Source organism: Oscillospiraceae bacterium (assembly GCA_022483045.1).
Taxonomy (GTDB): domain Bacteria; phylum Bacillota; class Clostridia; order Oscillospirales; family Acutalibacteraceae; genus Caproicibacterium.
The window spans coordinates 451416-477474 of the sequence record JAKVOA010000001.1; the positions used below are offsets into that span (position 1 = coordinate 451416).

Annotated in this window: 25 protein-coding genes, 1 pseudogene and 1 other annotated feature; of the genes and pseudogenes, 22 read left to right on the plus strand and 4 right to left on the minus strand. The window is 52.7% G+C overall.

The genetic code is table 11. From position 1 onward, the window contains the following. Window positions 1–88: 88 nt before the first annotated feature. Complete coding sequence (locus LKE53_02200) at window positions 89–556, plus strand: zinc ribbon domain-containing protein (GenBank protein MCH3971576.1); 468 nt, start codon at window positions 89–91, stop codon at window positions 554–556. A gap of 312 nt (window positions 557–868) precedes the next feature. Here LKE53_02200 and LKE53_02205 read toward each other — a convergent pair whose 3' ends face one another. Together LKE53_02205 and LKE53_02210 are read right to left on the minus strand one after the other, a co-directional pair. After that, window positions 869–2368: a radical SAM protein gene (locus tag LKE53_02205; protein ID MCH3971577.1), complete on the minus strand. Its 1500-nt coding sequence runs from the start codon at window positions 2366–2368 to the stop codon at window positions 869–871. A 218-nt stretch (window positions 2369–2586) separates the two neighbouring features. Further along, entirely contained in the window at window positions 2587–3426 is an 840-nt protein-coding gene (locus LKE53_02210) for an AraC family transcriptional regulator (protein MCH3971578.1), read from the minus strand. A gap of 147 nt (window positions 3427–3573) precedes the next feature. On the opposite strand from LKE53_02210, the gene LKE53_02215 reads away from it, so the two are divergent. Both LKE53_02215 and LKE53_02220 read left to right on the plus strand, forming a co-directional pair. Continuing rightward, window positions 3574–3999 carry an OadG family protein gene (locus LKE53_02215; protein ID MCH3971579.1) on the plus strand — a complete coding sequence of 142 codons (426 nt, stop codon included), beginning with the start codon at window positions 3574–3576 and terminating at the stop codon, window positions 3997–3999. A 120-nt stretch (window positions 4000–4119) separates the two neighbouring features. Further along, window positions 4120–6438 (plus strand): UvrD-helicase domain-containing protein, encoded by a 2319-nt coding sequence (locus LKE53_02220; protein ID MCH3971580.1) that lies wholly within the window; start codon window positions 4120–4122, stop codon window positions 6436–6438. A gap of 42 nt (window positions 6439–6480) precedes the next feature. On the opposite strand, the gene LKE53_02225 is transcribed toward LKE53_02220, so the two are convergent. Then, a complete protein-coding gene (locus LKE53_02225) occupies window positions 6481–7287 on the minus strand; it encodes a hypothetical protein (protein ID MCH3971581.1) in 807 nt (268 codons plus the stop codon). A gap of 199 nt (window positions 7288–7486) precedes the next feature. Between LKE53_02225 and thyX the strand changes: the two genes are divergently transcribed. The 17 genes and pseudogenes from thyX (at window position 7487) to LKE53_02310 (ending at window position 24139) form a co-directional block, all read left to right on the plus strand. Next, on the plus strand, window positions 7487–8266 hold the full coding sequence (gene thyX, locus LKE53_02230) for an FAD-dependent thymidylate synthase (protein ID MCH3971582.1): 780 nt from the start codon (window positions 7487–7489) through the stop codon (window positions 8264–8266). Beyond that, window positions 8259–8927 carry a thymidylate kinase gene (locus LKE53_02235; GenBank protein MCH3971583.1) on the plus strand — a complete coding sequence of 223 codons (669 nt, stop codon included), beginning with the start codon at window positions 8259–8261 and terminating at the stop codon, window positions 8925–8927. The genes thyX and LKE53_02235 overlap by 8 nt, the downstream gene beginning before the upstream one ends. A gap of 63 nt (window positions 8928–8990) precedes the next feature. After that, the gene (locus LKE53_02240) at window positions 8991–9533 is read left to right on the plus strand and encodes a DJ-1/PfpI family protein (protein MCH3971584.1); all 543 of its coding nucleotides are present in this window, start codon (window positions 8991–8993) and stop codon (window positions 9531–9533) included. Further along, complete coding sequence (locus LKE53_02245) at window positions 9524–10144, plus strand: 5-formyltetrahydrofolate cyclo-ligase (GenBank protein ID MCH3971585.1); 621 nt, start codon at window positions 9524–9526, stop codon at window positions 10142–10144. Before LKE53_02240 ends, LKE53_02245 begins: the two co-directional genes overlap by 10 nt. Continuing rightward, window positions 10141–11421 (plus strand): endolytic transglycosylase MltG, encoded by a 1281-nt coding sequence (gene mltG / locus LKE53_02250; GenBank protein MCH3971586.1) that lies wholly within the window; start codon window positions 10141–10143, stop codon window positions 11419–11421. Before LKE53_02245 ends, mltG begins: the two co-directional genes overlap by 4 nt. Before the next feature lie 266 nt (window positions 11422–11687). Continuing rightward, window positions 11688–12295 (plus strand): annotated as a pseudogene (locus LKE53_02255) (U32 family peptidase). A 138-nt stretch (window positions 12296–12433) separates the two neighbouring features. After that, the gene (locus tag LKE53_02260) at window positions 12434–12661 is read left to right on the plus strand and encodes a U32 family peptidase C-terminal domain-containing protein (GenBank protein MCH3971587.1); all 228 of its coding nucleotides are present in this window, start codon (window positions 12434–12436) and stop codon (window positions 12659–12661) included. Between the two features lie 56 nt (window positions 12662–12717). After that, window positions 12718–14325 carry a penicillin-binding protein 2 gene (locus LKE53_02265; protein ID MCH3971588.1) on the plus strand — a complete coding sequence of 536 codons (1608 nt, stop codon included), beginning with the start codon at window positions 12718–12720 and terminating at the stop codon, window positions 14323–14325. A gap of 37 nt (window positions 14326–14362) precedes the next feature. Continuing rightward, window positions 14363–14556, plus strand: a binding site (T-box leader). Between the two features lie 63 nt (window positions 14557–14619). After that, entirely contained in the window at window positions 14620–17250 is a 2631-nt protein-coding gene (alaS, locus tag LKE53_02270; GenBank protein MCH3971589.1) for an alanine--tRNA ligase, read from the plus strand. 135 nt (window positions 17251–17385) lie between these two features. Continuing rightward, window positions 17386–17724, plus strand: a complete 339-nt coding sequence (locus LKE53_02275) for a histidine triad nucleotide-binding protein (protein ID MCH3971590.1) — start codon at window positions 17386–17388, stop codon at window positions 17722–17724. A gap of 117 nt (window positions 17725–17841) precedes the next feature. Then, entirely contained in the window at window positions 17842–18369 is a 528-nt protein-coding gene (locus tag LKE53_02280; protein ID MCH3971591.1) for an adenine phosphoribosyltransferase, read from the plus strand. A 15-nt stretch (window positions 18370–18384) separates the two neighbouring features. Continuing rightward, window positions 18385–20598 (plus strand): ComEC/Rec2 family competence protein, encoded by a 2214-nt coding sequence (locus tag LKE53_02285; GenBank protein MCH3971592.1) that lies wholly within the window; start codon window positions 18385–18387, stop codon window positions 20596–20598. After that, entirely contained in the window at window positions 20598–21650 is a 1053-nt protein-coding gene (gene holA, locus LKE53_02290) for a DNA polymerase III subunit delta (protein ID MCH3971593.1), read from the plus strand. Before LKE53_02285 ends, holA begins: the two co-directional genes overlap by 1 nt. After that, window positions 21647–22240 carry a DUF4093 domain-containing protein gene (locus tag LKE53_02295; GenBank protein ID MCH3971594.1) on the plus strand — a complete coding sequence of 198 codons (594 nt, stop codon included), beginning with the start codon at window positions 21647–21649 and terminating at the stop codon, window positions 22238–22240. Before holA ends, LKE53_02295 begins: the two co-directional genes overlap by 4 nt. A 25-nt stretch (window positions 22241–22265) precedes the next feature. Beyond that, on the plus strand, window positions 22266–22865 hold the full coding sequence (locus LKE53_02300; protein ID MCH3971595.1) for a GNAT family N-acetyltransferase: 600 nt from the start codon (window positions 22266–22268) through the stop codon (window positions 22863–22865). Window positions 22866–23023: 158 nt separating this feature from the next. Further along, window positions 23024–23857: a PHP domain-containing protein gene (locus LKE53_02305; protein MCH3971596.1), complete on the plus strand. Its 834-nt coding sequence runs from the start codon at window positions 23024–23026 to the stop codon at window positions 23855–23857. A 27-nt stretch (window positions 23858–23884) separates the two neighbouring features. Continuing rightward, window positions 23885–24139, plus strand: coding sequence for a TIGR03905 family TSCPD domain-containing protein (locus tag LKE53_02310; GenBank protein ID MCH3971597.1), 255 nt, complete (start codon window positions 23885–23887; stop codon window positions 24137–24139). Window positions 24140–24226: 87 nt separating this feature from the next. On the opposite strand, the gene LKE53_02315 is transcribed toward LKE53_02310, so the two are convergent. Next, window positions 24227–24367: a hypothetical protein gene (locus tag LKE53_02315; protein MCH3971598.1), complete on the minus strand. Its 141-nt coding sequence runs from the start codon at window positions 24365–24367 to the stop codon at window positions 24227–24229. Window positions 24368–24527: 160 nt separating this feature from the next. On the opposite strand from LKE53_02315, the gene LKE53_02320 reads away from it, so the two are divergent. Together LKE53_02320 and LKE53_02325 are read left to right on the plus strand one after the other, a co-directional pair. After that, on the plus strand, window positions 24528–25031 hold the full coding sequence (locus LKE53_02320; GenBank protein ID MCH3971599.1) for a hypothetical protein: 504 nt from the start codon (window positions 24528–24530) through the stop codon (window positions 25029–25031). Continuing rightward, window positions 25021–26058, plus strand: a complete 1038-nt coding sequence (locus LKE53_02325; protein MCH3971600.1) for an ATP--guanido phosphotransferase — start codon at window positions 25021–25023, stop codon at window positions 26056–26058. Before LKE53_02320 ends, LKE53_02325 begins: the two co-directional genes overlap by 11 nt. Window position 26059 lies beyond the last annotated feature (1 nt).

Consider the following 26059-nt stretch of genomic DNA (forward strand, 5'->3'; position numbering starts at 1 on the left):
AAAAGAATGTTTCTTGTATTTTTACAGTGGGGTATGCTATAATCAATTCAATTTATACGCATAATAGAAAAAAGGAGCGTGATTGTAAATGGGTTTATTTGAAGATATGGTCATTAACGCAAAGGCAGCTGCTTCTGCAGTTGGCAAAAAAGCCGGCAAAGCAGTCGATATTTCAAAGCTGCGGATGAATGCAGCGGATCTCAACAACGAAATTGCAAAACGCTTTGAGGCACTTGGCCGTGTGGTCTATGATGCCAAAAAAGCAGGCACTTCTTCAGACGAGCTGGTCGGCGAATGTGTAACAGCAATCGATGAACTTTACGAGCAGCTGGATGCCGTTAATGAGCAGCTGGCAGCAAAGCGCTGCCGCGTTACCTGCAGAAACTGCGGCCAGGATAACCCTGCAAATGCCCTTTACTGCAGCAAATGCGGCCAAAAGCTGCAGGAAGATGTTCCACCTGCGCAGGCAGCACCGGCAGAAGAGCCAACAGCAGCTGCAGATGATACGGCAGAGACTGCACCCGATGCCGCGCCTAAAGACGAAGAGAATCAATAATTTTGATATACAGAAAGCGCCAAAGGTTCCCGCAGAATCATGCGAAAACGTTTGGCGCTTTTTTGCTGCGGCAGGGAAACATACAGCTGCCCTGCGGGGAGGTCTGCCACGGACGAGACGGCCTTTTTTACCGGTAGAAATTAAACCGTCGTACGTAAAAATATCGTCTGCATGAAAATCGGCCAGCCCCGCTGTCCTTTGTGGCTGCGGCAGGAACCAAGCCTCGTATTTTCTAGAAAAAGCGAACAGACAGCAAAAAGAGGAGACTCCCTTTTGGGGGCCTCCTCTTTTCATCATTCGAAAGAAATTCAATTATGCGTCTTTTGCATTTTTGCCAGCAGCAACAATCTCTGCCTGCTTTTTGTTTGCATAGTCTACGCATTCCTGCATAGTGGCTAGCTCGTCTTCACCAAGGCGGTTCTCAGGGAGAATGGTATCTCCGCACTGCATGTGATGACGACCATCCGGGCCGCTTTCTTTCCACAGGCGGTCAGCAACCGGCTTCCAGCGCTCAGCAACCGGTGCGCACTTTGCACACAGATCATGCGGGGATTCCTGCTTGAGCAGGTCGGTGCAGTGTGCATGTGTCTTGCCGACCATCTGCTCCAGACGGTACGGGTTATCCAGTACAGGGCAGGGGCGCAGCATGTTGTGGTTAAAAGGCTGTCCCTTATGGTACTGCATAAACATCGGGCTGCGGTATGCGTCCAACAGGCTCTTTTCGCGGATGTTGGAATCGCTGTAATGAATGAATACACAGGGCTCCACATCGCCGTTGGCATTGATATGCAGGTAAGAGCGTCCGCCGGCAATGCAGCCGTAAACGTACTCAGCATCGTTCCAGAAGTCCATGGTAAACAGAGCCTTGCTCTCGCGGTAAGCACGAATCTTATGATACATGAATTCACGCTGCTCGGCGTTTGCCATCAGGTCTGTCGGTGCGTCTACGCCGATTGGCATATAGGTAAAGAACCAGGCGAAAACAGCTCCCTTGTCAATCATCCAATCAAAGAATTCTTCGCTGCCGATAGAGGAGACGTTTTGGCTGGTGTAGCAGCAGGAAACACCAAACGGCAGGTGATGTGCATTCAGAATATCCATTGCCTTGCTGACTTTCTGGAAAGTACCCTTGCCGCGGCGGCTGTCGGTAGCTTCTTCAAAGCCCTCAACGCTGATAGACGGAATAAAGTTGCCTACACGTACCATATCCTCAGCAAACTTGTCGTCAATGAGGGTAGAGTTGGTGAAGCACAGGAAGACACAGTCGTTGTGCTTTTCGCACAGCTTAATCAGGTCATCTTTGCGCACCAGCGGCTCGCCGCCGGTGTAGATGTACATGTAAGTACCCATCTTAGTGCCCTGGTTGATGATATCATCGATTTCATCAAAGGAAAGGTTCAGCTGATTGCCGTATTCTGCAGCCCAGCAGCCAGTACAGTGCAGGTTGCAGGCACTGGTCGGGTCAAGCAGGATTGCCCACGGAATGTTGCAGCCATACTTTTCGCGGTATTCCATCTGTTTTTTGCCGCCGATCATGGTGGAGTTCATGAAGAAGTTTGTAAAGAATGTTTCCAGCACATGCGGGTCGGTGTCCTTTACCACTTTCATGATCAGCTTATACCAGTTGCGGTCCGGATGATCCATTGCCCAGCGGAAATTGTAAAGAGCCTCGGAAAAAGCATGGGTTGTATCTACTTTTTCAATCATATCCAGCAGCTTGGGAATGTTCTTCTCTGGATTTTTGCGCAGATACCCGATTGCGGTTTTAATACCGAATTTTTCCAGGCTTGATTTTATACTGCTATTTGCCATATCATTATTCCTCCTACAAAAGATAAATACCCTCCATACATAAATGGCCTATATGGCTGCCGCGGAACGGTTTCTTTATGTATATCGTATATATGAGATTTTAGAAACAAATTCGTCCTTTGTCCTTAGACAAGAACGATAATCTGTAAAAAAAAATGACAATTTATTAAAATTGTAATACCCATTTTGCAAAAAACTCTATTTTCAGGAAAAGCCGGCTATACAGAGTGGCGTTTTTTGCTGCTGCAGAACTTACTTGGCGGTACGCCCATATACTTTTTAAATACACGTGAAAAATAAAGCTGGTCTGCAAAACCGGCGGAATAGGCCGCTTCACCGACGGTAAGTCCACCGTCGCTTAAAAAAGAGGCTGCTTTGCTGATGCGGTAGCGGGTCAGGTATTCATTTGGCGGCATATTGACATAAGCAATAAACAGCCGGTATAGATGGCTGCGTGAAACCCCGGCACTTTGGGCAATTTTTTCGATATCAATACTGCCAGAGTAATTGCGGTCGATAAACTGAATGGCTTTCTGTACATAGCAGTAGCTGCTGTCGCTGCGGGGGGTGTGTACGCCGAAAGTATCCATCAGAGCGGACAAAAAGAGCAGCAGACCGCTTTCCATGCGCGCCTCGGCGCTGCTGTCACTGCCAGAAACAGCGGTGATGTTTGTCAGCAGTTCATGAAAGCGGTTGTCCGGCGGGCAGTGGAACACGGGCTCCATATCAAAAAGGCCGGTCTGCCGCAGCAGGTGAATCGCATCACTGCCGTTAAATCCGACCCAGTCGTACTCCCACGGGTCGGCCTCATCGGCCTCGTAGCGGGCAATGACGTTTGGCCGCATAAAAAAAGCATCGCCGGCCTGCAGGTCCCAGGTGTGCCCGCCGGTGGAAAAGCGGCCTTTACCGTGTACAATATAATGAATCAGATAGTGATCACGGATTGCCGGCCCCCATGCGTGCGCGGGCAGGCAGCGCTGAATGCCGCAACTGTACACCGCCAGGCCAAAATTGTAGCTGTCGCCTTTGTACGACCGCCGGAAAGCGTCTTCTTTCATTCTTTGTTACCGCTCCCTGTCCTTTATATATAAAGAAACGTATGAATAGAATGTATTATAGTGCTTTTTGTACTTTTATGCAATCAAATCGGCCTTGAGGTGCACAGGCACAAAATGAATTTGAAATAGCCGAAGAAATAAGGTATAATGAACAGTAAATATACGCTGGCGCCGCTTTTATGTGCGCAGGCACGTGGGGATGAAACGATGAATGAAATATGCGCAGCGGGGATAGCGCCTTCCGTGTTGGCTGCAGCCGGCGCCGCCGTTACAGCGGTCCTGCTGGTTTTATTGATTCTGGTTATCAAACTGTACAGAAAAGTGACCCGTATACAGCAGAAATCGCCGGCGCCGCTTCCTGTGTACCCCGCCAAAATACCGGCAACGCCCGCTGTAGAGGCAGGCATTCCGCCAGAGGTAGTCGCAGCAGTCAGCGCGGCTGTTTATGTGTTGTACGGAGAAGCAAAACCGATTGTGTCGATTTGCCGGGAGCCCGCGGCACCCGCAGCACAGCGGCGCAGTGCTTGGCGGCAGGCTGCACGGCAGGATGCTGTGCGCCCGTTTGAAAATTGATTTTGCAGAGGTACGGTTCGGTGAGAAAGAGCGTTGAAAAAAGAAAGTTAGATGGTGAGTTTATTGATTGAATCTGCACTGCAGTTAAGACGGCAGGTCTTAGAAAAAGAATTTGCCCGTATGAATGACAAACAGCGGGAAGCAGTTTTTACGGTAAATGGCCCGCTTTTGGTGTTGGCGGGTGCCGGCAGCGGAAAAACGACAGTGCTTGTCAATCGCATTGCCAATATCATCCGCTACGGCGATGCCTATGCAGACACAGCCGCTCAGCTGAGCGCACAAGATGTGTCGGATATGCAGATGTACCTGCATAAAGATACACCAATTCCAGACAAGACCCGCTGGCACCTGGCGGTTTCACCCGCGGCACCGTGGCAGATTTTGGCCATTACCTTTACGAACAAGGCAGCCGGGGAACTGAAGGACCGCCTGGCTAAGATGCTGGGCGAGCAGGGGGAGGAAGTCTGGGCCGGCACGTTTCATTCCACCTGTGCGCGCATTTTGCGCCGCTACGGTGACCGCATCGGCTACAGCACCCATTTCACGATCTATGATTCAGATGATTCCAAACGCCTGATGAAAAACTGCCTGAAAGAGCTGGAGGTAGATGAAAAGGTCCTGGCCTGCAAGGCTGTACTGAATGAAATCTCCCGCGCAAAAGATACACTGACAGACCCCAAAGCCTATTTGCAGGCGGCGGGCAATGACAACCGCGCCGTGACAATCGGCCGTGCCTATCAGCTTTATCAGCAGCGTCTGCAGGAAGCGGACGCAATGGACTTTGATGACCTGATTTCCTGCGCAGTACGCCTGCTGCAGGAAAATGGGGATGTACTGGCCTACTACCAGAAAAAATTCCGGTATATTATGGTAGACGAATATCAGGACACAAACCATGCACAGTACCTTTTGGTAAAGCTGCTTTCCGGCAAGGACGGCAACCTGTGCGTGGTCGGCGATGATGACCAGAGCATCTATAAATTCCGCGGCGCCACCATTGAGAATATTCTCAGCTTTGAAAAGACGTTTCCGCACGCTAAGGTGATTCGCCTGGAACAGAACTATCGCTCGACTCAAACTATTTTAAATGCTGCCAACGCGGTCATTGCCAACAACCAGGAGCGCAAGGGGAAAACCCTGTGGACGCAGAACCCAGTCGGTGAAAAGATTCAGACGCATACCGCGATTAATGAACAGGACGAAGCCGACTATATCGGCAAGCAGATTTTAGAGGGCGTCGCGGACGGCAGAAAATTCAGCGACTATGCCATTCTGTACCGCATGAATACGCAGTCCAGTGCGCTGGAAAAGAATTTCGTAAAATCCGGTATTCCGTACCGCATTATCGGCGGCCTGCGCTTTTACGAGCGCAAAGAAATCCGCGATATGATCGCCTATCTCAGTGTTATTAACAACTCAAATGATGAGATTCGCCTGCGCCGTATTATTAACCAGCCAAAACGCAGTATCGGCGACAAGACACTGGCGGTCGCTTCTCAGATTGCGGCGCAGATAGATGAAAGCGTCTTTTATGTTATTGACCATGCGGATGAGTTTGAGCCGCTCAAGCGCACCGCGCCGAAGCTGCTGCAGTTTGCCCAGATTATGCGCAGCTTTATGGAAATGAATGAGGACGACAGCCACAGCTTAAAGGAACTTTACGACAAAATTTTGGAAGATACTTCCTATATAGCGAGCCTTGGCGCACCCGAAAACATAGAGGTGCAGGACCGCGTGGCAAACCTGCGCCAGCTGGGCAGCAATATCCAGCAGTATGAAGAGGAAAACGGTGAACTTTCCAGCCTGGACGGCTTCCTGGAAGAAGTTTCGCTGATGACCGATATTGACAATTACGACAGCACGGCAGACACTGTGGTCATGATGACAATGCACTCGGCAAAAGGACTGGAGTTTCCGGTCGTGTTCCTGCCGGGCTTTGAGGACGGTATTTTCCCGGGCGTGCAGGCAATCTACGACCCGCAGCAAATTGAAGAAGAGCGCCGCCTTGCCTATGTGGCAATTACCCGCGCACGGGAGCAGTTGTATATCTTAAATGCGCAGAGCCGCACAATTTTTGGCTCCACCAACCGCAACCGCCCCAGCCGCTTTTTGCAGGAGATCCCGGAGGAGTTGACCGAGCACAGCGCCGCGCGCAGCTGGAAACAGCCTGTGCCGGGCATGACGCTGCCGGTTTCCAACAAAGAGGTGCGTGCCGCTGCAATGGAGTCGGCCCTGCATTTTGGTACGCCGCAGTTTGCCAAAGAGCAGAAAGCACCGGCTTTTCAGCCGGGCGACCAGGTGGTGCACCGCGCCTTTGGCAAGGGCATGGTCTTAAATGTAACACCGATGGGCAACGACAGTCTGCTGGAAATTGCCTTTGAAACCAAGGGAACCAAAAAGATTATGGCCAATTTTGCACATTTAAAGCGTGCAGAATGACAAAAGCGGCAGATGCTTTTCTCAGCACCTGCCGCTTTTGTGTCAGCCGTTTTCTGTTTGCTTTTTTCCGCAGCCGCCGCTGCCGGATTCGCTTACGCGGGGCGGGAAAAAGGAATCGGTGGGGAAATCGATGCGCTTAAACATTTCGCAGGGATTGTCGCTGGCGGGCGTGCACTCTTTGCTGGGAATGCAGAAATCATATGCAGGAATCAGCATTTGCACATTGCGTACGACCTGTACAATAGAGAACAGGCCAATGGTAACAAACACGCTGCGCCCGCACTCAAAGTCAAAGTCGCCGCCAAAGCGCTCGCACAGGTCATCGGGTATTTTGCAGCCCGTGCGCGGGCCCGGGCGAGAGTCGGCTACCCGGGCGGAAAGCCCAACCGGCTGTGCCACCTGGCACACTGCTTTGGGCAGGGCACGGGTATCTGTGCTATTTTCTGCAGCAGAGCAGGGTGTCGTGCTGGTAAAGACTTTTACATCGCCGTCACTGCCGTACAGAATTGCTTTTTTGGTAAACAGCGCAATGCCGTTTACTTTAATGGGGCAGGTGGCGGGTGCCGTGTAGGCATCCAGGCAGATATCAAAGGCAAAGGTCATGTCAATGGAGTAGAAACCTTTATTGTAAGGCACCGGCTCCATATTCATGTAAACCGTCAGCACGTCTACGCTGCGCAGGCGTACACTGACGCACCGCTCAATAATCGAGCGCTGCGCCTTTGTAAAGCACACCGGCAGGTCTTCCAGGCAGTCCTTTGCGCTGCAGGAATCATAGACCCGCTGCGCGTCAATGCAGACCGCTTCTCTTGCATTTGCGGCACGCAGTTCCTCGTTTGCTTCGTTCATATCAAAATCCTCCTATCAGGCAAAATGGTTCTCGCTCTGTACCATCTTATGGCGCAGAAAGAAAAACGTTACGCTTTGGGGGCCATGTTTTGCCGCCGGGGAAATCAATCAGTTGAATCTGGAATAGAAGTTTGCTATAATATAATAATCCTTTCGACAACATTTGTTTTACAGAAATTATTTTGGGGGTTTCTTTGCCATGCCGCATGTAGAACTGCTTACCTATACGTATCTGCCGGAAAAGACCGTCGCTTCTGCGGCGAAACTCTGCTATTCCCCCTCTGATATTGACGAAATACAGAAGGGAATGACCGATGAGTGCATTTCTCATTTTGTCGATGTCCTTATGCAGAACCATCATGAAAGCCCGATTGAGCATGCCTCTTTTACCTTTGGCATCGAGGGTGTTTCGCGCTCTTTTCTGGCGCAGCTGACCCGCCACCGCATTGCAAGCTACAGCGTGCAGAGCCAGCGCTATGTTGCAGAGAGCCATTTTTCTTATGTGTTGCCGCCGGAAATTGAGGCCATTCCCGAGGCGAAAGAGGAGTACCTGCATGCCATGGAAGAGGACCAGCGCCACTATGACCGCCTGTCAGAGCTGCTGAAAGCAAAACACAAAGCTGCTTTGCTCAAAGCGGGCCTTACGGAAAAGGCCGCCGACAGCAAGGCACAAAAAATGGCCAATGAAGATGCACGCTTTGTACTGCCGAATGCCTGCACGACAAAGATTATCTGCACCATGGATGCGCGCAGCCTGCTGCACTTTTTCTCACTGCGCTGCTGCAACCGTGCCCAGTGGGAAATCCGCGCGGTAGCGGAGCAGATGCTGTGGCTGGTGCGCGAAGCGGCGCCGCATCTGTTTCAAAAGGCCGGTCCGCCGTGCTTAAACGGCGCCTGCCCCGAGGGGAAAATGAGCTGTGGAAAACAGGAAGAAATGCGCGCACATTATGCGGCAAAAGAAAGTGAGAAAAATGGGTAAACTGCTGGTACTGGAAGGACTGGACGGCAGTGGCAAACAGACCCAGGCGGAAATGCTCTGCCAGGCGCTGAACGATAGGGGGGTGCGCTGCCGGCATGTTTCGTTTCCAGATTATGCGCAGCCTTCCTCTGCGCTGGTGAAAATGTACCTGCACGGCGAGTTTGGTTCTCAGCCGCAGGATGTTAACCCCTATGCCGCCTCTTCATTTTATGCGGTAGACCGCTTTGCCTCTTACCGGAAATTTTGGAAGGCGGATTACGACAGCGGTGCGCTGATCCTTGCAGACCGATACACAACCTCCAATTTAGTATATCAGCTGCCAAAACTTCCACGGGAAAAATGGGGGCTTTTTACAGATTGGCTTTTCGATTATGAATACGGCCGTCTGGCACTGCCAATACCTGATTTGACAATTTTTCTGGATATGCCGGAAACCGTGTCAGAAGCACTGCTGGAAAAGCGCTATCATGGGGACGAGCAGCAAAAGGACATCCACGAAAAAGACAGCACTTTTCAGCATGCCTGCAGGGACGCCGCCTTTTATGCGGCAAAACAGCAGCACTGGAGTGTGCTGCCCTGCAGTGAGGGCGGCGCTCCGAAAACGCCGCAGAGGATTCACCGCGAAATTTTGCAGACGCTGCAAAAAGCAGGACTGCTGTAAAAGCAGAACTGCACAATCATTTACAATATAGAGATATGAGAAATAGAAGGGAGCTGCTTTAAAATGGTATATGTATTTTTAGCAAACGGCTTTGAAGAAGTGGAAGCAATGTCCGTTATCGATATCCTGCGCCGCGCAGGACAAGAGGTCTTGACCATTGGTGTGGGCGGCCAAAAGGTGACAAGTGCCCACGCGGTTACGGTAGAAACGGATCTTTCCGGATATGATATGGATTTGGTTAAAAATCCGCCGGATATGATTGTGCTGCCCGGTGGTATGCCCGGAACGACCAACCTGGAAAATTCCCATACTGTCCACTCAGCAATCGACTGGTGTGCAGAGAACGGCAACTATTTGGCCGCTATCTGCGCGGCGCCCTCTATTTTAGGACACTGCGGGCTGCTCCGGGGCGGCAGGGCTGTCTGCTACCCGGGCTATGAGAAAGACTTGGACTGCGAAATTGGCACAGAGCCTGTTGTTCAGTGGGACCGCATTATCACTGCCCGTGGAGCCGGCGTTGCAGTAGACTTTGCTCTAAAGCTGGTCGAAGTGCTGTGCGGAAAAGAAAAATCACAGGAGATCAGAAAATCAATTCAATGCGTGTGAAAAAAAATATTAAAGAACTGAAACAGGAGCTGCGAAAGCAGTTTCGCAGCTACCGTAAATCCCTGACACCACAGAAAAAACAGAAGATGGATGAGCAGATCTGCTGCCGGCTGCTGCAGCTGTCTGTCTACCAGAAATGCAGCGCCCTGTTTATCTATGTCAGCAAGCCGATTGAAGTGGATACCCTTGCCATTATCCGCGACGCGCTGGCACATGGCAAACGGGTGGCAGCGCCGCGCTGCATTCCGGGTACTTACCAGATGCAGTTTTACTGGATTAAGTCCCTTTCCGATTTGGAGACGGGCGCGTTTGGGGTGCTGGAGCCTGCCGTTCAGCGCTGCCGGCCGGTTACAGACCTGAGCCGGGGGCTCTGTATTGTGCCGGGGCTGGGGTTTGACTCGCAGGGATACCGCTTAGGGTATGGCAAGGGGTATTACGACCGCTTCTTGGCAGACTTTGGCGGAAGCACGATTGGCATTTGCTACCACGGGTGTTCTCCGTGGAAACTGCCACACGGCTATTATGACCGGCCGGTCGATCTTTTGATTACAGAGAAATATATTCGCAGGACTGCTGCCTGCCCTTCCGGCCGTCAGGAGGTACATTCATGACTGAAAATGAACACCCGCAGTCGCTCAGCAGCTTCAGCGGGGACGCGGCAATGAAAGCCGAAGCTGCCCGCGAGGCCGCCGACGAAAAGCGCGCCAAGCGCAACCACAAGCGGCGCAATAAGAGAAAGCGCCAGAAAAACCAGCGCTTTTTCCGGGCTGTGTGGTGGTGTATGGTTCTCTTAGTGGCGGTTGTACTGGGGCAGTTTTTAGTGACCAGCCTGAATGACGTGTTGGCGGTAAACCGCAGCGACACCAATATTACGGTGCAAATTCCCACCAGTGTGACCGAAAAGTCGGTGAAGCCTTCCGCTTTAAAGAAGATGACAGCTGAGCAGCAGCGTACAGCCAAAGAAACCAACCGAACCATTACCCGGCAAGTTGCAGATATTCTGCACCAGGCAGGCTTAATTGATAATCCAGATATTTTCTGTACGTACGTGAAATTGCGTAAAGCCGACGGCTGCTTTCACAACGGTACTTGGCAGATCAACGCCAAAACAGATTTTGAAGAACTGGTCAATACCATTGAGTCAAACGAAGGGCGCAAAGACGTGGTTAAGGTGACCATTCCTGAAGGACAAAACGCGGTGGAGATCGCACATCTGCTGCAAAAAAACGGTGCGGTTTCTTCTGCGCAGAAGTTCTTGGATGTGCTCAATACCTCTGCTTTTGACAGCACCTTTACGATGGTTTCTGATGCCAAGAACTTAAAGGGACGCTACTATAAATTTGAGGGATACCTTTTCCCGGATACCTATGAGTTCTATCAAGATGAAGACCCGCAGAACATCCTGCAGAAAATGCTCAATGATGCAAACGAACACTACACGAAACAGATACGCGACAAAGCCAAAGCCAAAAATATGACGCTTGACCAGTTGATTACGCTGGCCTCGATTATACAGTCCGAGTCGGCGGATTCTGATGATATGCTTAATGTTTCTTCGGTGCTGCGCAACCGCTTAAAGTACGGCAGCCAATACGATATTTATACGCTTGACTGTGACTCGACAGTCTATTATCCCTACCGCACCAAAAGCGCAGTTCCGGCAAGCCTTGGCAGCAGCTATAAAAGCAAATATGATACTTATACCGTAAAGGGACTGCCGGCAGGTGCAATCTGCAACCCAGGCATGGCCGCCATCAATGCGGCGCTCAGCCCCAACCAAACTTCGTATTTGTATTTCTGTCACAATCCTAAAACAAAGAAAGCTTACTATGCTTCTTCAGCAGAAGAGCAGGCTCAAAACTTAGCAGAGGCAGGTCTCAAGTCATGAAATCAATCAAACCGCCGGCTCGTCTGCCGGAATTGCTGGCGCCTGCTGGCGATATGGAACGTCTGCAGGCCGCAGTGCAGTTTGGCGCGGACGCAGTGTACCTGGCCGGCACCAATTTCGGTATGCGCAGCGCGCCTTCTAACTTTACGCCGCAGCAGCTTGCAGACGGTGTCGAGTATGCGCACAGCCGAGGCGTTCGAGTATACCTGACCTGTAACATTATTCCGCGCAACAGCGATATTGACGGACTGGAACCCTTTCTGCGCATGGCACGCGACGCCGGTGTGGATGCGTTTATTGTTACCGACATGGGAGTTATGGCAATGGCACAGCGGGTTGCGCCGCAGGTCGCCATCCATATTTCCACACAGACCGGTGTTGCCAACTACGCAGCCGCGCGGCGCTTATATGAGCTTGGCGCGAGCCGCGTGGTGCTTGCACGTGAGCTTTCGCTGGAGGAAGTGGCAACGCTACGCGCAAAAACGCCAAAGCAGCTGGAAATCGAATGCTTTGTGCACGGTGCCATGTGCGTTTCTGTTTCGGGGCGGTGCCTGCTTTCTAATTATTTTACTGGACGCGATGGAAACCACGGCGAGTGTGCGCAGCCGTGTCGCTGGAAGTATGCCCTCTGTGAAGAGACCCGCCCGGGTGTCTATCTGCCGATTGACGAGGACAGCGATGGCACCTATATTTTAAATGCGAAAGATATGAACATGTCTCAGCATATTCCAGAACTGCGCAGGCTGGTGTGGACAGCCTGAAAATTGAGGGCCGCGCGAAATCTGCCTACTATACGGCGGCGGCGACCAACGCTTACCGCCGTGCGCTGGACGATGCAACTGCCTGCCGGCCGCTGACCCCGTGGGTGACAGAAGAACTCAACAAAATCAGCCACCGGCAGTACAGCACTGGTTTTTACTTTGGCAGGCCCGACGAAAGCTTGAAGCTGGGCAGCTATGTGCGCGACTATGAGGTCGCCGCAGTCTGCGAGTCTTACTGTAACGGCGTGGCAGTGCTTTCGCAGAGAAATCGCTTCTTTCGCGGCGATGTCGCCGATGTACTTGAGCCGGGGAAAACGCCGTACCTGGTCAAAATGGACCATATCGAAAACGGGGACGGTGAGCCGATTGAGTCTGCCAATCATGCAGTAATGCGGGTACTGCTCTATACAGATACCCCAATTGCGCCCGGCGCTCTGCTGCGGGTGCGCACTGCGGAAAAACAAACCAATTCGGTGTAACTTTACGAATAAGAAAGCCTCTTGCTGGAAAAACTTTCTGGCAGGAGGCTTTTTTGATGAAAAAAACGGAAAAGAGGATTCTGTGCGCCTTTGCAGCAATGGTAGTGCTGCTTTCCTTCTGCATGACACAAATTTTCAGGACTACTGTCTGGGGAAATACCCTGGCACAGACAGCTGCTGAGCAGCAGACTTTAAAGCTGCATTTTACGCTGGGCAGGGGAACCTTGTACGACCGAAGCGGCAGACCACTGACCGGCGGAAAAGCTTCTGTCCTTGCGGCAGTGGAGCCGAGTAAAGAAAGCGCCGCCGCGCTTTGCAAGGTGCTTTCACAGGGGGAAATGCAGGAAGTCTATACGCAGATGAAAAAAGGCCTGCCTTTTTTGACAGAACTGCCTGCCCCCGTAAAAGGGGACGGCATCTTGTGCTTTTCGCAGGAAGAGCGCCGCACAGCGCATCCGCTGGCACCACACACCGTGGGCTATCTAGACAATAGCGGCCACGGTGCCTGCGGTGCAGAAAAAGCTTTTGATAGTGTCCTTTCCCGTGCGGGCGTAACAACGCAGGTCTGCTATACGGTAGACGCTCTGCGGCACCCGCTGCCTGGGGAAGTGCCGCAGGTCACTTCCAGTATACCGGCAAGCGTAAATAGCGCCGTGCTGACATTGGATTCTTCTGTACAAAAAATTGCGGAATCAAGCGTGGGTACCGCTTTTCAAAAAGGAGCGGTGGTTGTTTTAAAAGCCGGCAGCGGTGAAATCCTGGCTAGCGTCAGCCTGCCGGGCTTTGACCCAAGCAGCCTTTCCAAAACGCTCAAAAGCACCGATGGCGCGCTGCTGGACCGCACGCTGCAGCCCTATAGCGTTGGCTCTGTCTTTAAGCTGACAGCCGCCGCTGCTGCGCTGGAAAACGGACTGGACGCGAACGCAAAGTACAGCTGCCACGGCTATAAAACGGTAAACGGGCTGCGCTTTCACTGCGCAGAGGAAAAGGCCCACGGCAGAATCACTCTACAGGAAGCGCTGGCGCAGTCCTGCAATTCGTATTTTATTTCCTGTATGCAGAAAGTCCCTTTGACGCAGTTCTTGCAAATGACCCGTCGGCTGGGGTTTGGGCAGCAGACAGAAATTGCCCCGCAGCTTGCCGGAAACGCGGGTACGCTGCCAAGCTTGAAAGAACTGCAGAATCCGCGCGCACTGGCTAACTTTTCCTTTGGACAGGGCAGCCTGACGGCTACGCCGCTGCAAATAGCGGCAATGGTCAATGCAGTGGCTTCCAGCGGCAGATATACACAGCCGTCACTGTCGCTGGGCCTTGCCGACGCTGCGGGGCATATCGTGCAGCGCAGCGCAGAGGCTGGCAGCACGCGGGCTTTTTCACAGAAAACCGCCCGGCTTTTGCGCGATGGCATGGTGGCAAGTGTCCTTTCCGGCACCGGCAGGGCGGGCCGGCCGGCACATGTGCAGGCGGCAGCTAAGACCGCAACCGCGCAGACAGGGCGCTTTGCTGCAGGGAAAGAGCAGGTAATCTGCTGGTATGCTGGCTTTTTCCCGGCAGGCGCACCGAAATATGTGGTGGCAGTTATGGCGGAAAACGGAAAAAGCGGCGGCGAAACCTGTGGCCCGGTTTTTCAAAGAATTGCCAACGCGCTTTACCCAAATGATTGACTTTTTCGGCATTCCTGTTTATAATAAATGCGATATAGCAAAGACGATGAAGGGCAAATGCCTTTTGAAAAATCTACAGAGAGCCGGCGCGCGGTGAAAGCTGGTGTTTTTTCAAAAAGCAGAGCCGGCCCGGAGTTCCCCGCAACGAGCGGCGGCGTTTCCCGCGTTAAGGGATAAAAGCGGCGCATTTTGCGCAATTTGGGTGGTACCACGGGTGTTCCCGTCCCATTGTGGACGGGGCACCTTTCTTTTTTTGTCAGTTAAATTTTATCAATAGAAGGACGGAAAACAATAATGCAGTGGATGGGACTAAATGAAATCCGGGAAAAATATCTGGAATTTTTCGAGAGCAAGGGGCACCTGCGGCTGCCCAGCTTTTCGCTGATTCCAAAAGACGACAATTCGCTGCTGCTGATTAACAGCGGCATGGCACCGATGAAAAAATACTTTACCGGTGAAGTGACCCCGCCCCGCAAGCGAGTGACTACCTGCCAGAAGTGCATCCGCACCGGCGATATTGAAAACGTGGGCATTACCGACCGCCATGGCACCTTCTTTGAAATGCTGGGCAACTTTTCTTTTGGCGATTACTTTAAGCACGAGGCCACCGCGTGGGCGTGGGAGTTTTGCACCAAAGTAATGGAGATGCCGGAAGACAAACTTTGGGTAACCATTTATCAGGACGACGATGAGGCCTTTGACATTTGGACAAAAGAAGTCGGCGTTTCTGCAGACCGTATTGTGCGCCTTGGCAAAGAGGACAACTTCTGGGAGCACGGCCCCGGGCCGTGCGGTCCCTGCTCAGAAATCTACTTTGACCGCGGCCCCGAGCACAGCTGCGGCAAGCCTACCTGCGGCGTCGGCTGCGACTGCGACCGCTATGTAGAGTTTTGGAATGTGGTTTTTTCACAGTTTGACTGCGATGGCCACGGCGGTTACCCACCCATGGAGCACCCCAATATCGACACCGGCATGGGGCTGGAACGTCTTGCCTGCGTGATGCAGAATGTTGATAATCTGTTTCTGGTAGATACCGTACAGAATATCGTAAAAAAAGTCTGTGAAATTGCAAAGACAGAGTACGGAAAAAATAAAAAGAATGATGTTTCTATCCGTGTGATTACCGACCATGTGCGTTCCGTTACATTTATGATTGCTGATGGCATTATGCCCTCCAACACCGGCCGTGGCTATGTGCTGCGCCGCCTGTTGCGCCGCGCTGCACGCCATGGCAAGCTGCTCGGCATTGACCACCCCTTCCTGACAGAAGTGGCGCAGATGGTGATTCACGAGAGCTGCGGAGCCTATCCGGAGCTCTCTGAAAAGCAGGAAATGATACAGAAAGTCATTTCCGTTGAGGAAGAAAGCTTCTCCAAAACAATCGACCAGGGTACGGCGCTGCTGGGCGAAATCATGCAGCACAGCAAAGGCACTGTCATTTCTGGAGAAGATGCCTTTAAGCTCAGCGATACCTATGGTTTCCCGATTGACTTGACCAAAGAAATCGCTGCAGAAAGCGGCATGACGGTTGACGAAGAGACCTACCAAAAACGGATGCAGGAACAGCGTAAAACAGCGCGTGACGCACGCAAAAACGCGGGCGCAGAGTCCTGGGAGGGCGAAAGCGACCTGCTTAAGGGCGTGCCGGAGACAGACTTTCTTGGCTACAAAGAGAAGACAGCCGATGCCAAAGTACTTGCTATTTTGAAAGACGGCGCGCGGGCAGAGTCCGCTGATGCCGGCGACGAAATCGGCCTGGTCCTTGACCGCACAACTTTCTATGGCGAGAGCGGCGGACAGGTGGGCGATACCGGCTCCATCAGTGCAGACGACGCTGTGCTTGCTGTCAGTGATACCACCAAAAACCATGCGAAAAACGTGATTCATCATTGCAGCGTACAGGCCGGCACCATTCGTGTAGGCGATGCCGTTGCCGTTAAACCCGACTGGAAGCGCCGTGAGGCGATTATGCGCAACCATACAGCCGCGCATCTGTTGCAGGCAGCTTTGCGCAGAGTCCTGGGCACGCATGTAGAGCAGGCGGGCCAGTTGGTCAATGAAAAACACGTGCGTTTTGACTTTACGCATTTTGCTGCACTAACCGCGGAAGAACTGCAGAAAGTTGAAACAATGGTCAATGAAGTGGTTCTTTCTGCTGTGCCAGTGGAAACGCGCGAAATGCCGATTGAAGAAGCCAAAAAATTGGGCGCAATGGCTTTGTTCGGAGAGAAATACGGAAAAATTGTGCGGGTCGTGTCTGTCGGCGATTTCAGCAGAGAATTCTGCGGCGGCACCCATGTGGATAATACCGCAAAGCTCGGCCTGTTTAAGATCGTGTCCGAAACCAGTGCCTCGGCCGGTGTACGCCGCATTGAGGCAGTGACTGGTTACGGTGTTTACAGTTTGCTCAACGACAGCTTAAAGACAATCAGCAGCACGGCCGCGGCGCTCAAGCTGAACAGCACAGCAGACCTGCCGCAGCACGCGGAGCAGGTCGTTTCTCAGCTCAAACAGACGGAAAACGAGCTGCAAAAGACTGAGGCAAAGCTGGCAGCAGGGGAAGTTAATCAGATGCTGGCAAACGCACAGCAGGCAGGCAGTGTCAAGGTCTGCACCGGAAAACTCAGCGGTGCGGACGCGGCAGCCCTGCGCACCATGTGCGACAAGGCCCGCGACAAAGACGCAAATGTAGTGGCTGTCTTTGCCGGCGTAAACGGCGCGAAGGCAAACTTTGCAGTTGCAGTCGGCAAAGAGGCCCAGAAAAAGGGTGCACATGCCGGCAAAATCGCCAAGGCGGTTGCACAGCTGGCTGGCGGCAACGGCGGCGGTAAGCCTGACTTTGCCATGGCCGGTGCAAAGGATCTCTCGAAACTTGACGCAGCGCTGGCAGCAGCAGCGGACATTGTTGCCGGGTTTGTGCAGTAAGATTTTGCTTGCGAAATGCACCAAAACTGTCTATAATATCTATGTATCTGCTTTGCAGTACGTCTTTGTACTGCAGTGGGTTTTGCCTGTACAATATGTTTTCTGTTTCATATAGATGGGAAAGGAGGAAAAAGAATGGACTGTGTATTCTGTAAAATTGCTTCCGGGGAAATTCCCAGTACGCGGGTTTATGAAGATGACCTCTGTGTCGCTTTCAAAGATCTGGAGCCGCAGGCGCCGGTACATCTACTGATTATTCCGCGGGAACACATTGCTTCTGCGGCAGAGATTACGCCCGCAAACAGCGCGATTGTTGCCCATATTTTTGAGGTCGCCGCAAAGTTGGCCAAAGAAAATCACCTGGACGGCGGCTGGCGTATTGTCAGCAATGTCGGCGAAGACGGCGGGCAGTCTGTTAAGCACTTGCACTTTCATCTTTTAGGGGGACGTGCTATGGCATGGCCGCCCGGCTGACTCTGTCTGCACCTCAATTTTTATTGTATTAAGTATTAAAATGAATACTTCATTATGAAGAAAGGCCGGTTTTCTGTGAATCAAATTGTTACAATCAATGGCTTAAAGTACTATCACATGACCATTGCAGGCTGTGAGCGCGACCTGCCGATCTGCCCCATCAGCGACACCCTGGATATTGCCGGTTTTGTTATGCTGGGCGATGTTGAAATTACCAAAGCCACCGCGGCAGAACTGCTAAAACGCTGCCCGGCACACGACGTGGTTGTTACAGCAGAGACAAAGGGGATCCCGCTCTGCTATGAAATGGCACGCCAGGGCTGCGGGCGCTATATCGTTGCGCGCAAGAGCTTCAAATCCTATATGCGCAACCCTATTCATGTAGAAGTCAAGTCAATTACGACAGACCATCTGCAGGAACTGTATCTTGCAGAGGACGACTACAAGGGCCTTAACGGCAAGCGTGTGCTGATTGTCGATGACGTTATCAGCACCGGCGAGTCACTGGCAGCTATGGAAAAACTGGTCGAGCAGTTTGGCGGCAAGATTGTTGGCCGTGCCTCTGTTTTGGCCGAGGGTGATGCACAGGACCGCAAAGATATTACTTACTTAGAGCCTTTGCCGCTCTTTCCAAAAGAAAAGTAAACGGAGAGATTCGTGATGAAACGACCGCTTGCGTTGGTAGGTTTTACATATCTGCTGACACAGGCGGTTTCTGTTTTCCTGGGCGCCCGGGGAGCACTATTTTTAGGGCTGGCGTGCCTTTTGGCGGGCCTGCTGCTGCTTTTGCTGCGCCGTAAAGGCAGAGATTTTGTGCTGCCCGCAGCAGCCTTTACAGCGGCCGCGGCCTGCCTGCTTTTTGCGTTTGCCAGTGTCCCCTATGTGCAGGCGGCAGAAAGCTATGCGGGTAAAACCGTGCAGCTTTCCGGCACGGTCTGTGAGGAACCTGATGCTTCATCGGGTCGTGTGCACTATGTGCTGCAGGTGGAAAGCTGTGCGGGCCGTACAGACAACCTACTCACGGGGAAAAAGATTCGCCTTACTTCCGGCGAGTCCTTTTCGGCAGGTGCATTTGACCGAGTGACCGGCTGGGTGCATCTTTCTGCGCTGCCCGGCAGCGGCTATTTTTCCACAAAGAACCGGTCCTTAGCTGAGGGAACTGTGCTGCAGGGATATCTCAATCCCTTTGCAGCGTATCAGGTTTGGGCGGGCGCGCCCGCTGGTGTGCACGGCTGGTTCTATCGGGCACACCGCAGACTCTTGGAGTGCTTTGCCGACAATCTGCCTGCGCCGGAGGATGCTCTGGTAAGCGGAGTACTTGCAGGCGAAAAGCAGAATGTTCCCACAGCAGTCAAGACCGCGTTCCGCGGGGCGGGCGTTTCCCACCTGATGTGTGTTTCCGGGCTGCACATGACGGCGGTCGCGGGCCTGCTGCTTTTGCTGCTGCGGCTTTTGCCTCTTACACATAGGCTACGCAGTATTTTGGCGGGTGCAGGTATTGTTTTGTTTATGGGAATTACAGGCTTTACGCCCTCCGTGATGCGCAGCGGCCTGATGTATCTGGTTATGCTTTTGGGCAGCTGCTTTTACCGGCGTGCGGACGGCCTCAATTCTTTGGGCTTTGCGGTACTGCTCCTCTGCATGGCAAATCCGTTTGCCGCCGCCGATGTCAGCCTGCTGCTGAGCGCCTCGGCGACACTTGGCATTCTGCTGTTTTCGCCTGCGGTCAGCCGCTTTGTCCTGCGGCACAGCCGCGGCGGACTGCAGCGAAAAGTGCTTTCTTATTTCGCCAGTACAGTTTTCATGTCACTTGCAGCGATGCTGTTTACTCTGCCAGTTTCTCTTTTGGCATTCAATGAAGTTTCGCTGGTTTCGCCGCTTTCTAATCTGCTGGTGCTTACCCCTTCGAGTATCATGGTCTATACTGGATTCTTAGCAGCCGGGTTTAGTTTGGTGCCGCTGTTTGGCGGGGCGGCCGCACTCTTTTGGCGGCTGACGCAGGCATTGGCGCGGTACCTGATTTGCAGCACTTCATGGTGCGCTTCGCTGCCTTTTGCAGAGCTGCCAACGGACTTTCGTTTTGTCAGGCTGTGGCTTTCGGCAGCGCTGCTGCTGTTGGGATGCCTGTGCTTTCTCTGCCGCCGGCATACAAAACTGCCGCTGCGGCTGACAGCGCTTTTGTGTGTAGTGATGCTGCTTGCAAACAGTTTCGTTTATGAACTGCGTTCACCGCAGATGAAAGTAACAGTGGCTGCCAGTGCAGAGGGCGTCAGTGTAGTCGTCAGCTATGCGAGGCACGGCGCAGTTATCGGCTGCGGTGCAGACAGCAGCCAAACGGCGCTAATCCTGCGCCGCTGCGGGGTACGGCACTTAGATACAGTAATGCTGCTAAGCCTTTCCAACCGTGAATCTCAGCAGGCGGCGGAAATCATTACAGCCTATCACCCGTCTGCGGTCGTACTGCCTAGCGGAGAAGCATTGGACGGCCTGCTGCAGGAGTCGCTTGCCTGCGCTGGACAGTATTGGATTGCGGGCGCACAGGCGCAGGTATCGCTGTGGAACTGCAGCGCTTCCGTCACGTTTGAGAGCGGCACGGCAAGCCTTTTGGCAGAGGACTTTTCCGCGCTGATTTGCGGGGATAGTGCAGACCTGCGTCGCTGCCTGCCCGGTAAAACGCAGGCGCTCATTTGCAGCAGCCTGCCTAAAGGAGAAGAGCGCCTGCAGACGTCGCTGACGGTACTGTGCAGATACCCGAATACCTTGAAAACGTATTCGACTGCGCGGCGCGGCATGCCGGTCATTGCGGGCGGCGGTGAGGATTTGGTGCTGCAGCCGATGAAAGATGGAAGCGTGAAGATAGGGAGGAACGACTAATGGCAGAGTGCACCGAGAAAGATCTGAAAAAGCAGATTGCGGCAGACAACCTTTCCGGTTTATATCTTTTGTATGGAGAAGAAAAATATCTGGTTTCGCTTTGGGCGCAGCGCCTGATAAAAAAGGCGGCGGGCAAAGCTTTTTTGGATTTTAACCTTCAGCATTTTACGGGGGAGGTTTCTGCTGACGCGCTGGATGACGCCGTGCAGGCGCTACCGTTTATGGCGGCACGCAAGTGTGTAGCGGTGTCGGACCTTTCACTGGACGGCCGTACGCCGGCGGAAAACAAAAAGCTGCTGCAGCTTTTAGGGGATGTGCCGGAAACGACCGTGCTTGTCCTTTCTTTTGCGGCGAGTGACCCGGATTTTCGGAAAGATAAGAAATGGAAAGCAATTTTTGCCGCCAGCAAAGAGCATGGCACCTGCACGGCTTTTGGGCGGCGCACCAAATCAGAACTGGAAAAGACGTTGATGACGGGCGCAGCAAAGCGCGGCTGCAGCCTTGCCCGGGCGGACGCGGCACAGATGGTCTATGCAGTCGGCGACAACCTAACGGCTCTGCAAAATGAACTGGAAAAAGTTTGTGCCTATACTGGCAGCGGCGCTGTTTCGCCCAAAACCCTGCAGCTGCTGATTACCCAGAATTTAGAGACGCGGATTTATGACCTGAGCAAGGCTCTGCTTGCCGGAAACAGCGGCAGGTCTTACCGCATATTAGACCAGCTCCTAGAGCAAAAAGAGGAGCCCGTGCACATTTTGGCAGTGCTTTCCGGTGCCTATATCGATATGTATCGGGTGCGTACCGCACTGCAGAGCGGCGAAAGCGCAATGGAGCCTGCTGCTCACTTTCCAGAATATAAGCGGCGGGAGTTTCGCCTGAGCAATGCAGAGCGCGACACACACGGCCTTTCCACACAAATATTGCGCAGCAGCCTGGACACTTTGCTGCAGGCGGACTTGGACTTAAAAGGTTCCCGCACCGATGAAAAGCTGATTTTAGAAAAAACGCTTGCGCGGCTTTTGCTGATTGCCAGAGGGGAGAAAAGCGCTTGAAGAAATTGAAAGTAAAAGAAGCGATTGTTGTAGAGGGAAAATATGATAAGATTAAACTTTCGGCGTTGATTGACGGGCTGATTTTAGAAACGCATGGTTTCGGCATTTTTAAAGACAAAGAACAGCTTGCCCTGCTGCGCCGGATTGCCGACAAGCGCGGTCTGCTGATTTTGACGGACAGCGACTCGGCAGGATTTCTTATTCGCAATTACCTGAAAGGTGCAATCGACCCGCAAAAAATGAAGCAGGCGTATATTCCCGATGTGTACGGAAAAGAAAAGCGAAAGGCTGCCCCGGGCAAAGAGGGAAAGCTGGGAGTAGAGGGAATCCCGCTGCCGGTTTTGCGCGAATGCCTGCAAAAAGCCGGCGCAGAGGTGAACAGTGCCCCGGCGCTGCCGCAGCGGCCAATCACCAAGACGGATTTTTTCGAGCTGGGACTTTCCGGCAGGGATGAGAGCGCACAGAGGCGGCGGCAGCTGCAGCGGACCTTGCAGCTGCCGGAGCATCTTTCTGCAAATGCCCTGCTTGAGGTGCTGAATACCTTAACAACGTACGAGGAACTTTGCGGCTTTTGCAAAACGCTGTTTTAGGTCTCTAAAAAGCAGGAGGATTCCTATGAACAAAGAATTCGAGATACGCACCGCGACACAGCGGGACGCACAAGCGCTGCTGGAAATTTACGCGCCCTATGTAAAGACAACTGCTGTTACGTTTGAGTACCGGGTCCCTTCCGCTGCAGAGTTTGCAGGGCGGATTGTGCATGTGGAGGGAAAGTATCCGTATCTGCTTGCACAAGCCGGCGGAGAAATTTTGGGGTATGCTTATGCGGGTGCCTTCCATGCAAGGGAAGCTTACGACTGGGCTGTGGAAACTTCGATTTATGTAAATAAAAATAAAAAAAGAATGGGTATCGGCAGCCGACTGTATGGCGCACTGGAGGCTGCCTTAAAAGAGCAGGGAGTCCTCAATCTGAATGCCTGCATTGCTTTTCCGCAGCGGGAAGATGCGTACTTAACCAAAGACAGCGCGGTGTTTCACGAAAAAATGGGCTTTCGCTTTGTCGGGGAGTTTCACGAATGCGGGTATAAATTTGACAGATGGTACAATATGATTTGGATGGAAAAACAAATCGGCCCCCACACAGCACACCAGCCCCCGATAAAAGATTTTGCAGAGATTCGTGCACAAATCCGCCAAAAATACGGAATTCTATAAAAATAGCGTAAAAAAGCGGCTTTCTGTACAGAAAGCTACAAATATCCGCAGTACAGGCAGCTTTGTTTTTGTGCATCTCCCTTTGTTGATTCTTGTTGAATTTTGGTCTATAATTATTTATTAGACAGGATTGATAAGATCAGAAGAGGAGGATTCTTTTGTCAGCGGATTTACATTGCCATACAAAAATTTCAGATGGTACGCTAAGCATTGATGAACTGGTGGATTTGGCGCTGAAAAGAGGCTTAAGCGCCGTTGCTGTAACAGACCATGACACCTTTGCCGGGGCTGGGCGGGCTGTGCTTTACGGCAAGCGGAAAGGCATAGAGGTCATTCCAGGCGCAGAGTTTTCAACAACGGACGGCAAAACAGGCAGAAAAGTGCACATTCTCTGCTACTGCTGCCCGCACCCCGCAAGGCTCGAGGGACTCTGCCACCGCATTTCTTCTATGCGCAAGCGCGCTTCGCTGCTCGTGATTCAAAAAGTTCTGCGGCTGTACCCCATGCCGGTAGAAATGATCACCCGCCGTGCGCAGGGCAGCACCAATATCTTTGTGCAGCACATTATGCACGCCCTTTTGGACGCGGGCTACACCAATGCTATTTTTGGCGACCTGTACCAAAAGCTTTTTGCACCAAAGACCGGCCTGGCATATATCCCGATCAGCTACCCCGAAACCCGCGACGTTATTCAGCAGATTCACGATGCGGGCGGTTTGGCGGTGCTGGCACACCCGGGAAAATACGACAGCTTTGACCTGTTTTTGGAGCTGGCCGCGTCTCATCAGCTGGACGGCGTAGAAGCCTACTATCCGGGCAGCACACCACAGGACATTAAGTGTCTGACTGCTATGGCAAAGCAGTACGGCTTATTTGTTACCGGCGGTTCGGACTTTCACGGTATGTATGCTACTACACACCAGCCGCTGGGTACTTTCACCACAGAAGAAGAACAGATGGATTTATTAAAGCGCATGGCAAAAAGCGCCTGAAAATGAGAACTGCCGGAGGTGAAGCAAATGGAATATGTTTATAAAACAAGAGGCACCTGTTCCCGCGAGATCCGCCTGCAGCTCGATGGCGACATTATTCGGGACGTACAGGTGATAGGCGGCTGCAACGGCAACCTAAAAGGCATTGCAGCTTTGGTAAAGGGAATGAAAGCAGAAAATGTGATTGCACGCTGCAGCGGAATCCGCTGTGGGTTAAAGACTACCTCCTGCCCAGACCAACTGGCAAAGGCTCTGACAGAGGCACTGCAAAAACAAAAATAAAGCTTTTTTCACAGCAAAAGGGCTGCGGCAGCGCCGCAGCCCTTTTGTTTATTGACCGTACTGTATTTTATTCAGCAAAAGCACTGCTTAGCAGCCGCAGCCGCTGTTGCAGCCACAGTCGTTGCCGCAGTTGTTGCCGCCGCAGCCGCAGCCGCCAAAGCCGCCGCAGCAGAGCAGAAGAATGATGATCAGAATGATCCAAGAGCCGTTGCAACCATTATTGCACATATTGAAAAGCCTCCTTATTTGTTGTTACAATCCAGTATATTGCGCAGCCTTTCATTGTGTGAGTGGTTTTTTACAGTGTTTTCTACATGCGCTGTTTTCATATCTGATTCATAATCCCAGGATATACTAAATATAAACCCGATAAAGGAGAGAGGAACCTATGATCTGCCAGTCCTGCGGGGAAAACCCCGCGACAACAACAGTGAAGACGATTGTAAACGGCAGGCTAACAGAATATGCGCTGTGTGCGGCGTGTGCCCGCCGGCTTGGGTATGTTACGCTCATCAGCGGCCTGGGGCGCGGCTTTGGCAGCATTTTAAGCGACTTCCTGCGCGAAGAGGATTCTCAGCCGGACCAAGAGCACTGCCCGTGCTGTGGCGCTTCCTTTGCAGACATTGCCCGTACCAATAAAGTGGGCTGCGCACATTGCTATGAGGTCTTTGCCGACCGCCTGCTGCCGATTATCCAGCGCCTGTACGGCAGCGACATCCACTGCGGAAAAATGCCGGGTGAAAACCTGCCGCAGCCGCAGCCGCAGGACCAGATGGTGCAAATGCAGGAAGTACTGAAGAAAGCGGTTGAGCAGGAAAAGCAGGAGCGCCAGAGCCTGCAGCTGCAGGAAAGCCTGCGCCGCCTGGGAGGAGGTACCCCTCATGAACCGTAAATGGTACGAAAACGCCGGGCCGGAAAACGATGTGGTTTTATGCTCAAAGGTTTCGCTTTACCGCAACATGGCTGACCTGCCGTTTCCCGCGCGCATGTCCCGCTCGGATATGGAGCGCAGCCGCCTGCGCGTGGAAAACGCACTGGCACAGCTGCACCCGGCCATTCCGCAGACTTTTCTCTGTGTAAATATGGAAGACTGCACCGAAAGCGTGGCGGTTTCGTTTGTCGAGCGCCAGATGTGCACCCCGGACTTTATTGCAAAACCGGCGGGACACAGCCTGTTTTACACCGCAGACGAAAGCATCAGCATTATGGTAAACGGTGGTGACCATGTGCGTATGCAGCTTGTCCTGCCGGGCAGCCAGCCGGGTCAGGCGCTGACCTCTGCGGACGCGCTTGATACCATGCTGGACCGCTACCTGCGCTTTGCTTTTCATAGGGATATCGGCTATCTAACCCAAAGTATTACAGACCTGGGTACTGGAATGGTTGCTTCTTTGCTGCTGCATCTGCCGGCTTTGCAGCAGGGCGGCGCGGCAGAGCGCCTTTCCAACGATGTAGCACAGCTCGGCTTTTCGCTGCGCGGCGTTTTTGACGGCGCGGTAGAGCCTGCCTGTGCCATTTATGAGCTGACAAACCGCATCACATTGGGCATCAGTGAACAAAACGCGGTGGCAAATCTGAAAGCTATCGGTGCACAGCTGGTCGACCGTGAGCGCCGCGCACGTGAAGCACTGCTGAAAACCATAGAGGCACAAGACGCGGTTTCACGCTCCCTTGCGGTACTGGAAAGTGCAAGAATGCTGGAATTCAGCGAATTTATGAAACTTTACGCGAATGTGCGCATGGGGTTATGCGCCGGTCTTTTGCATGGCCTGCGCCCGGAACAGCTGGACGCACTTTTCTTTGCAGTACAGCCGGCAACCATGGCTTTGCGCTCTGGCAAAGTACTGGAGCCGCAGCAGCGGCAGGCGCGCCGTGCCCAGCTGGTAAACAGCGCACTGGAGCCGATGCGTCAGCAGTAAA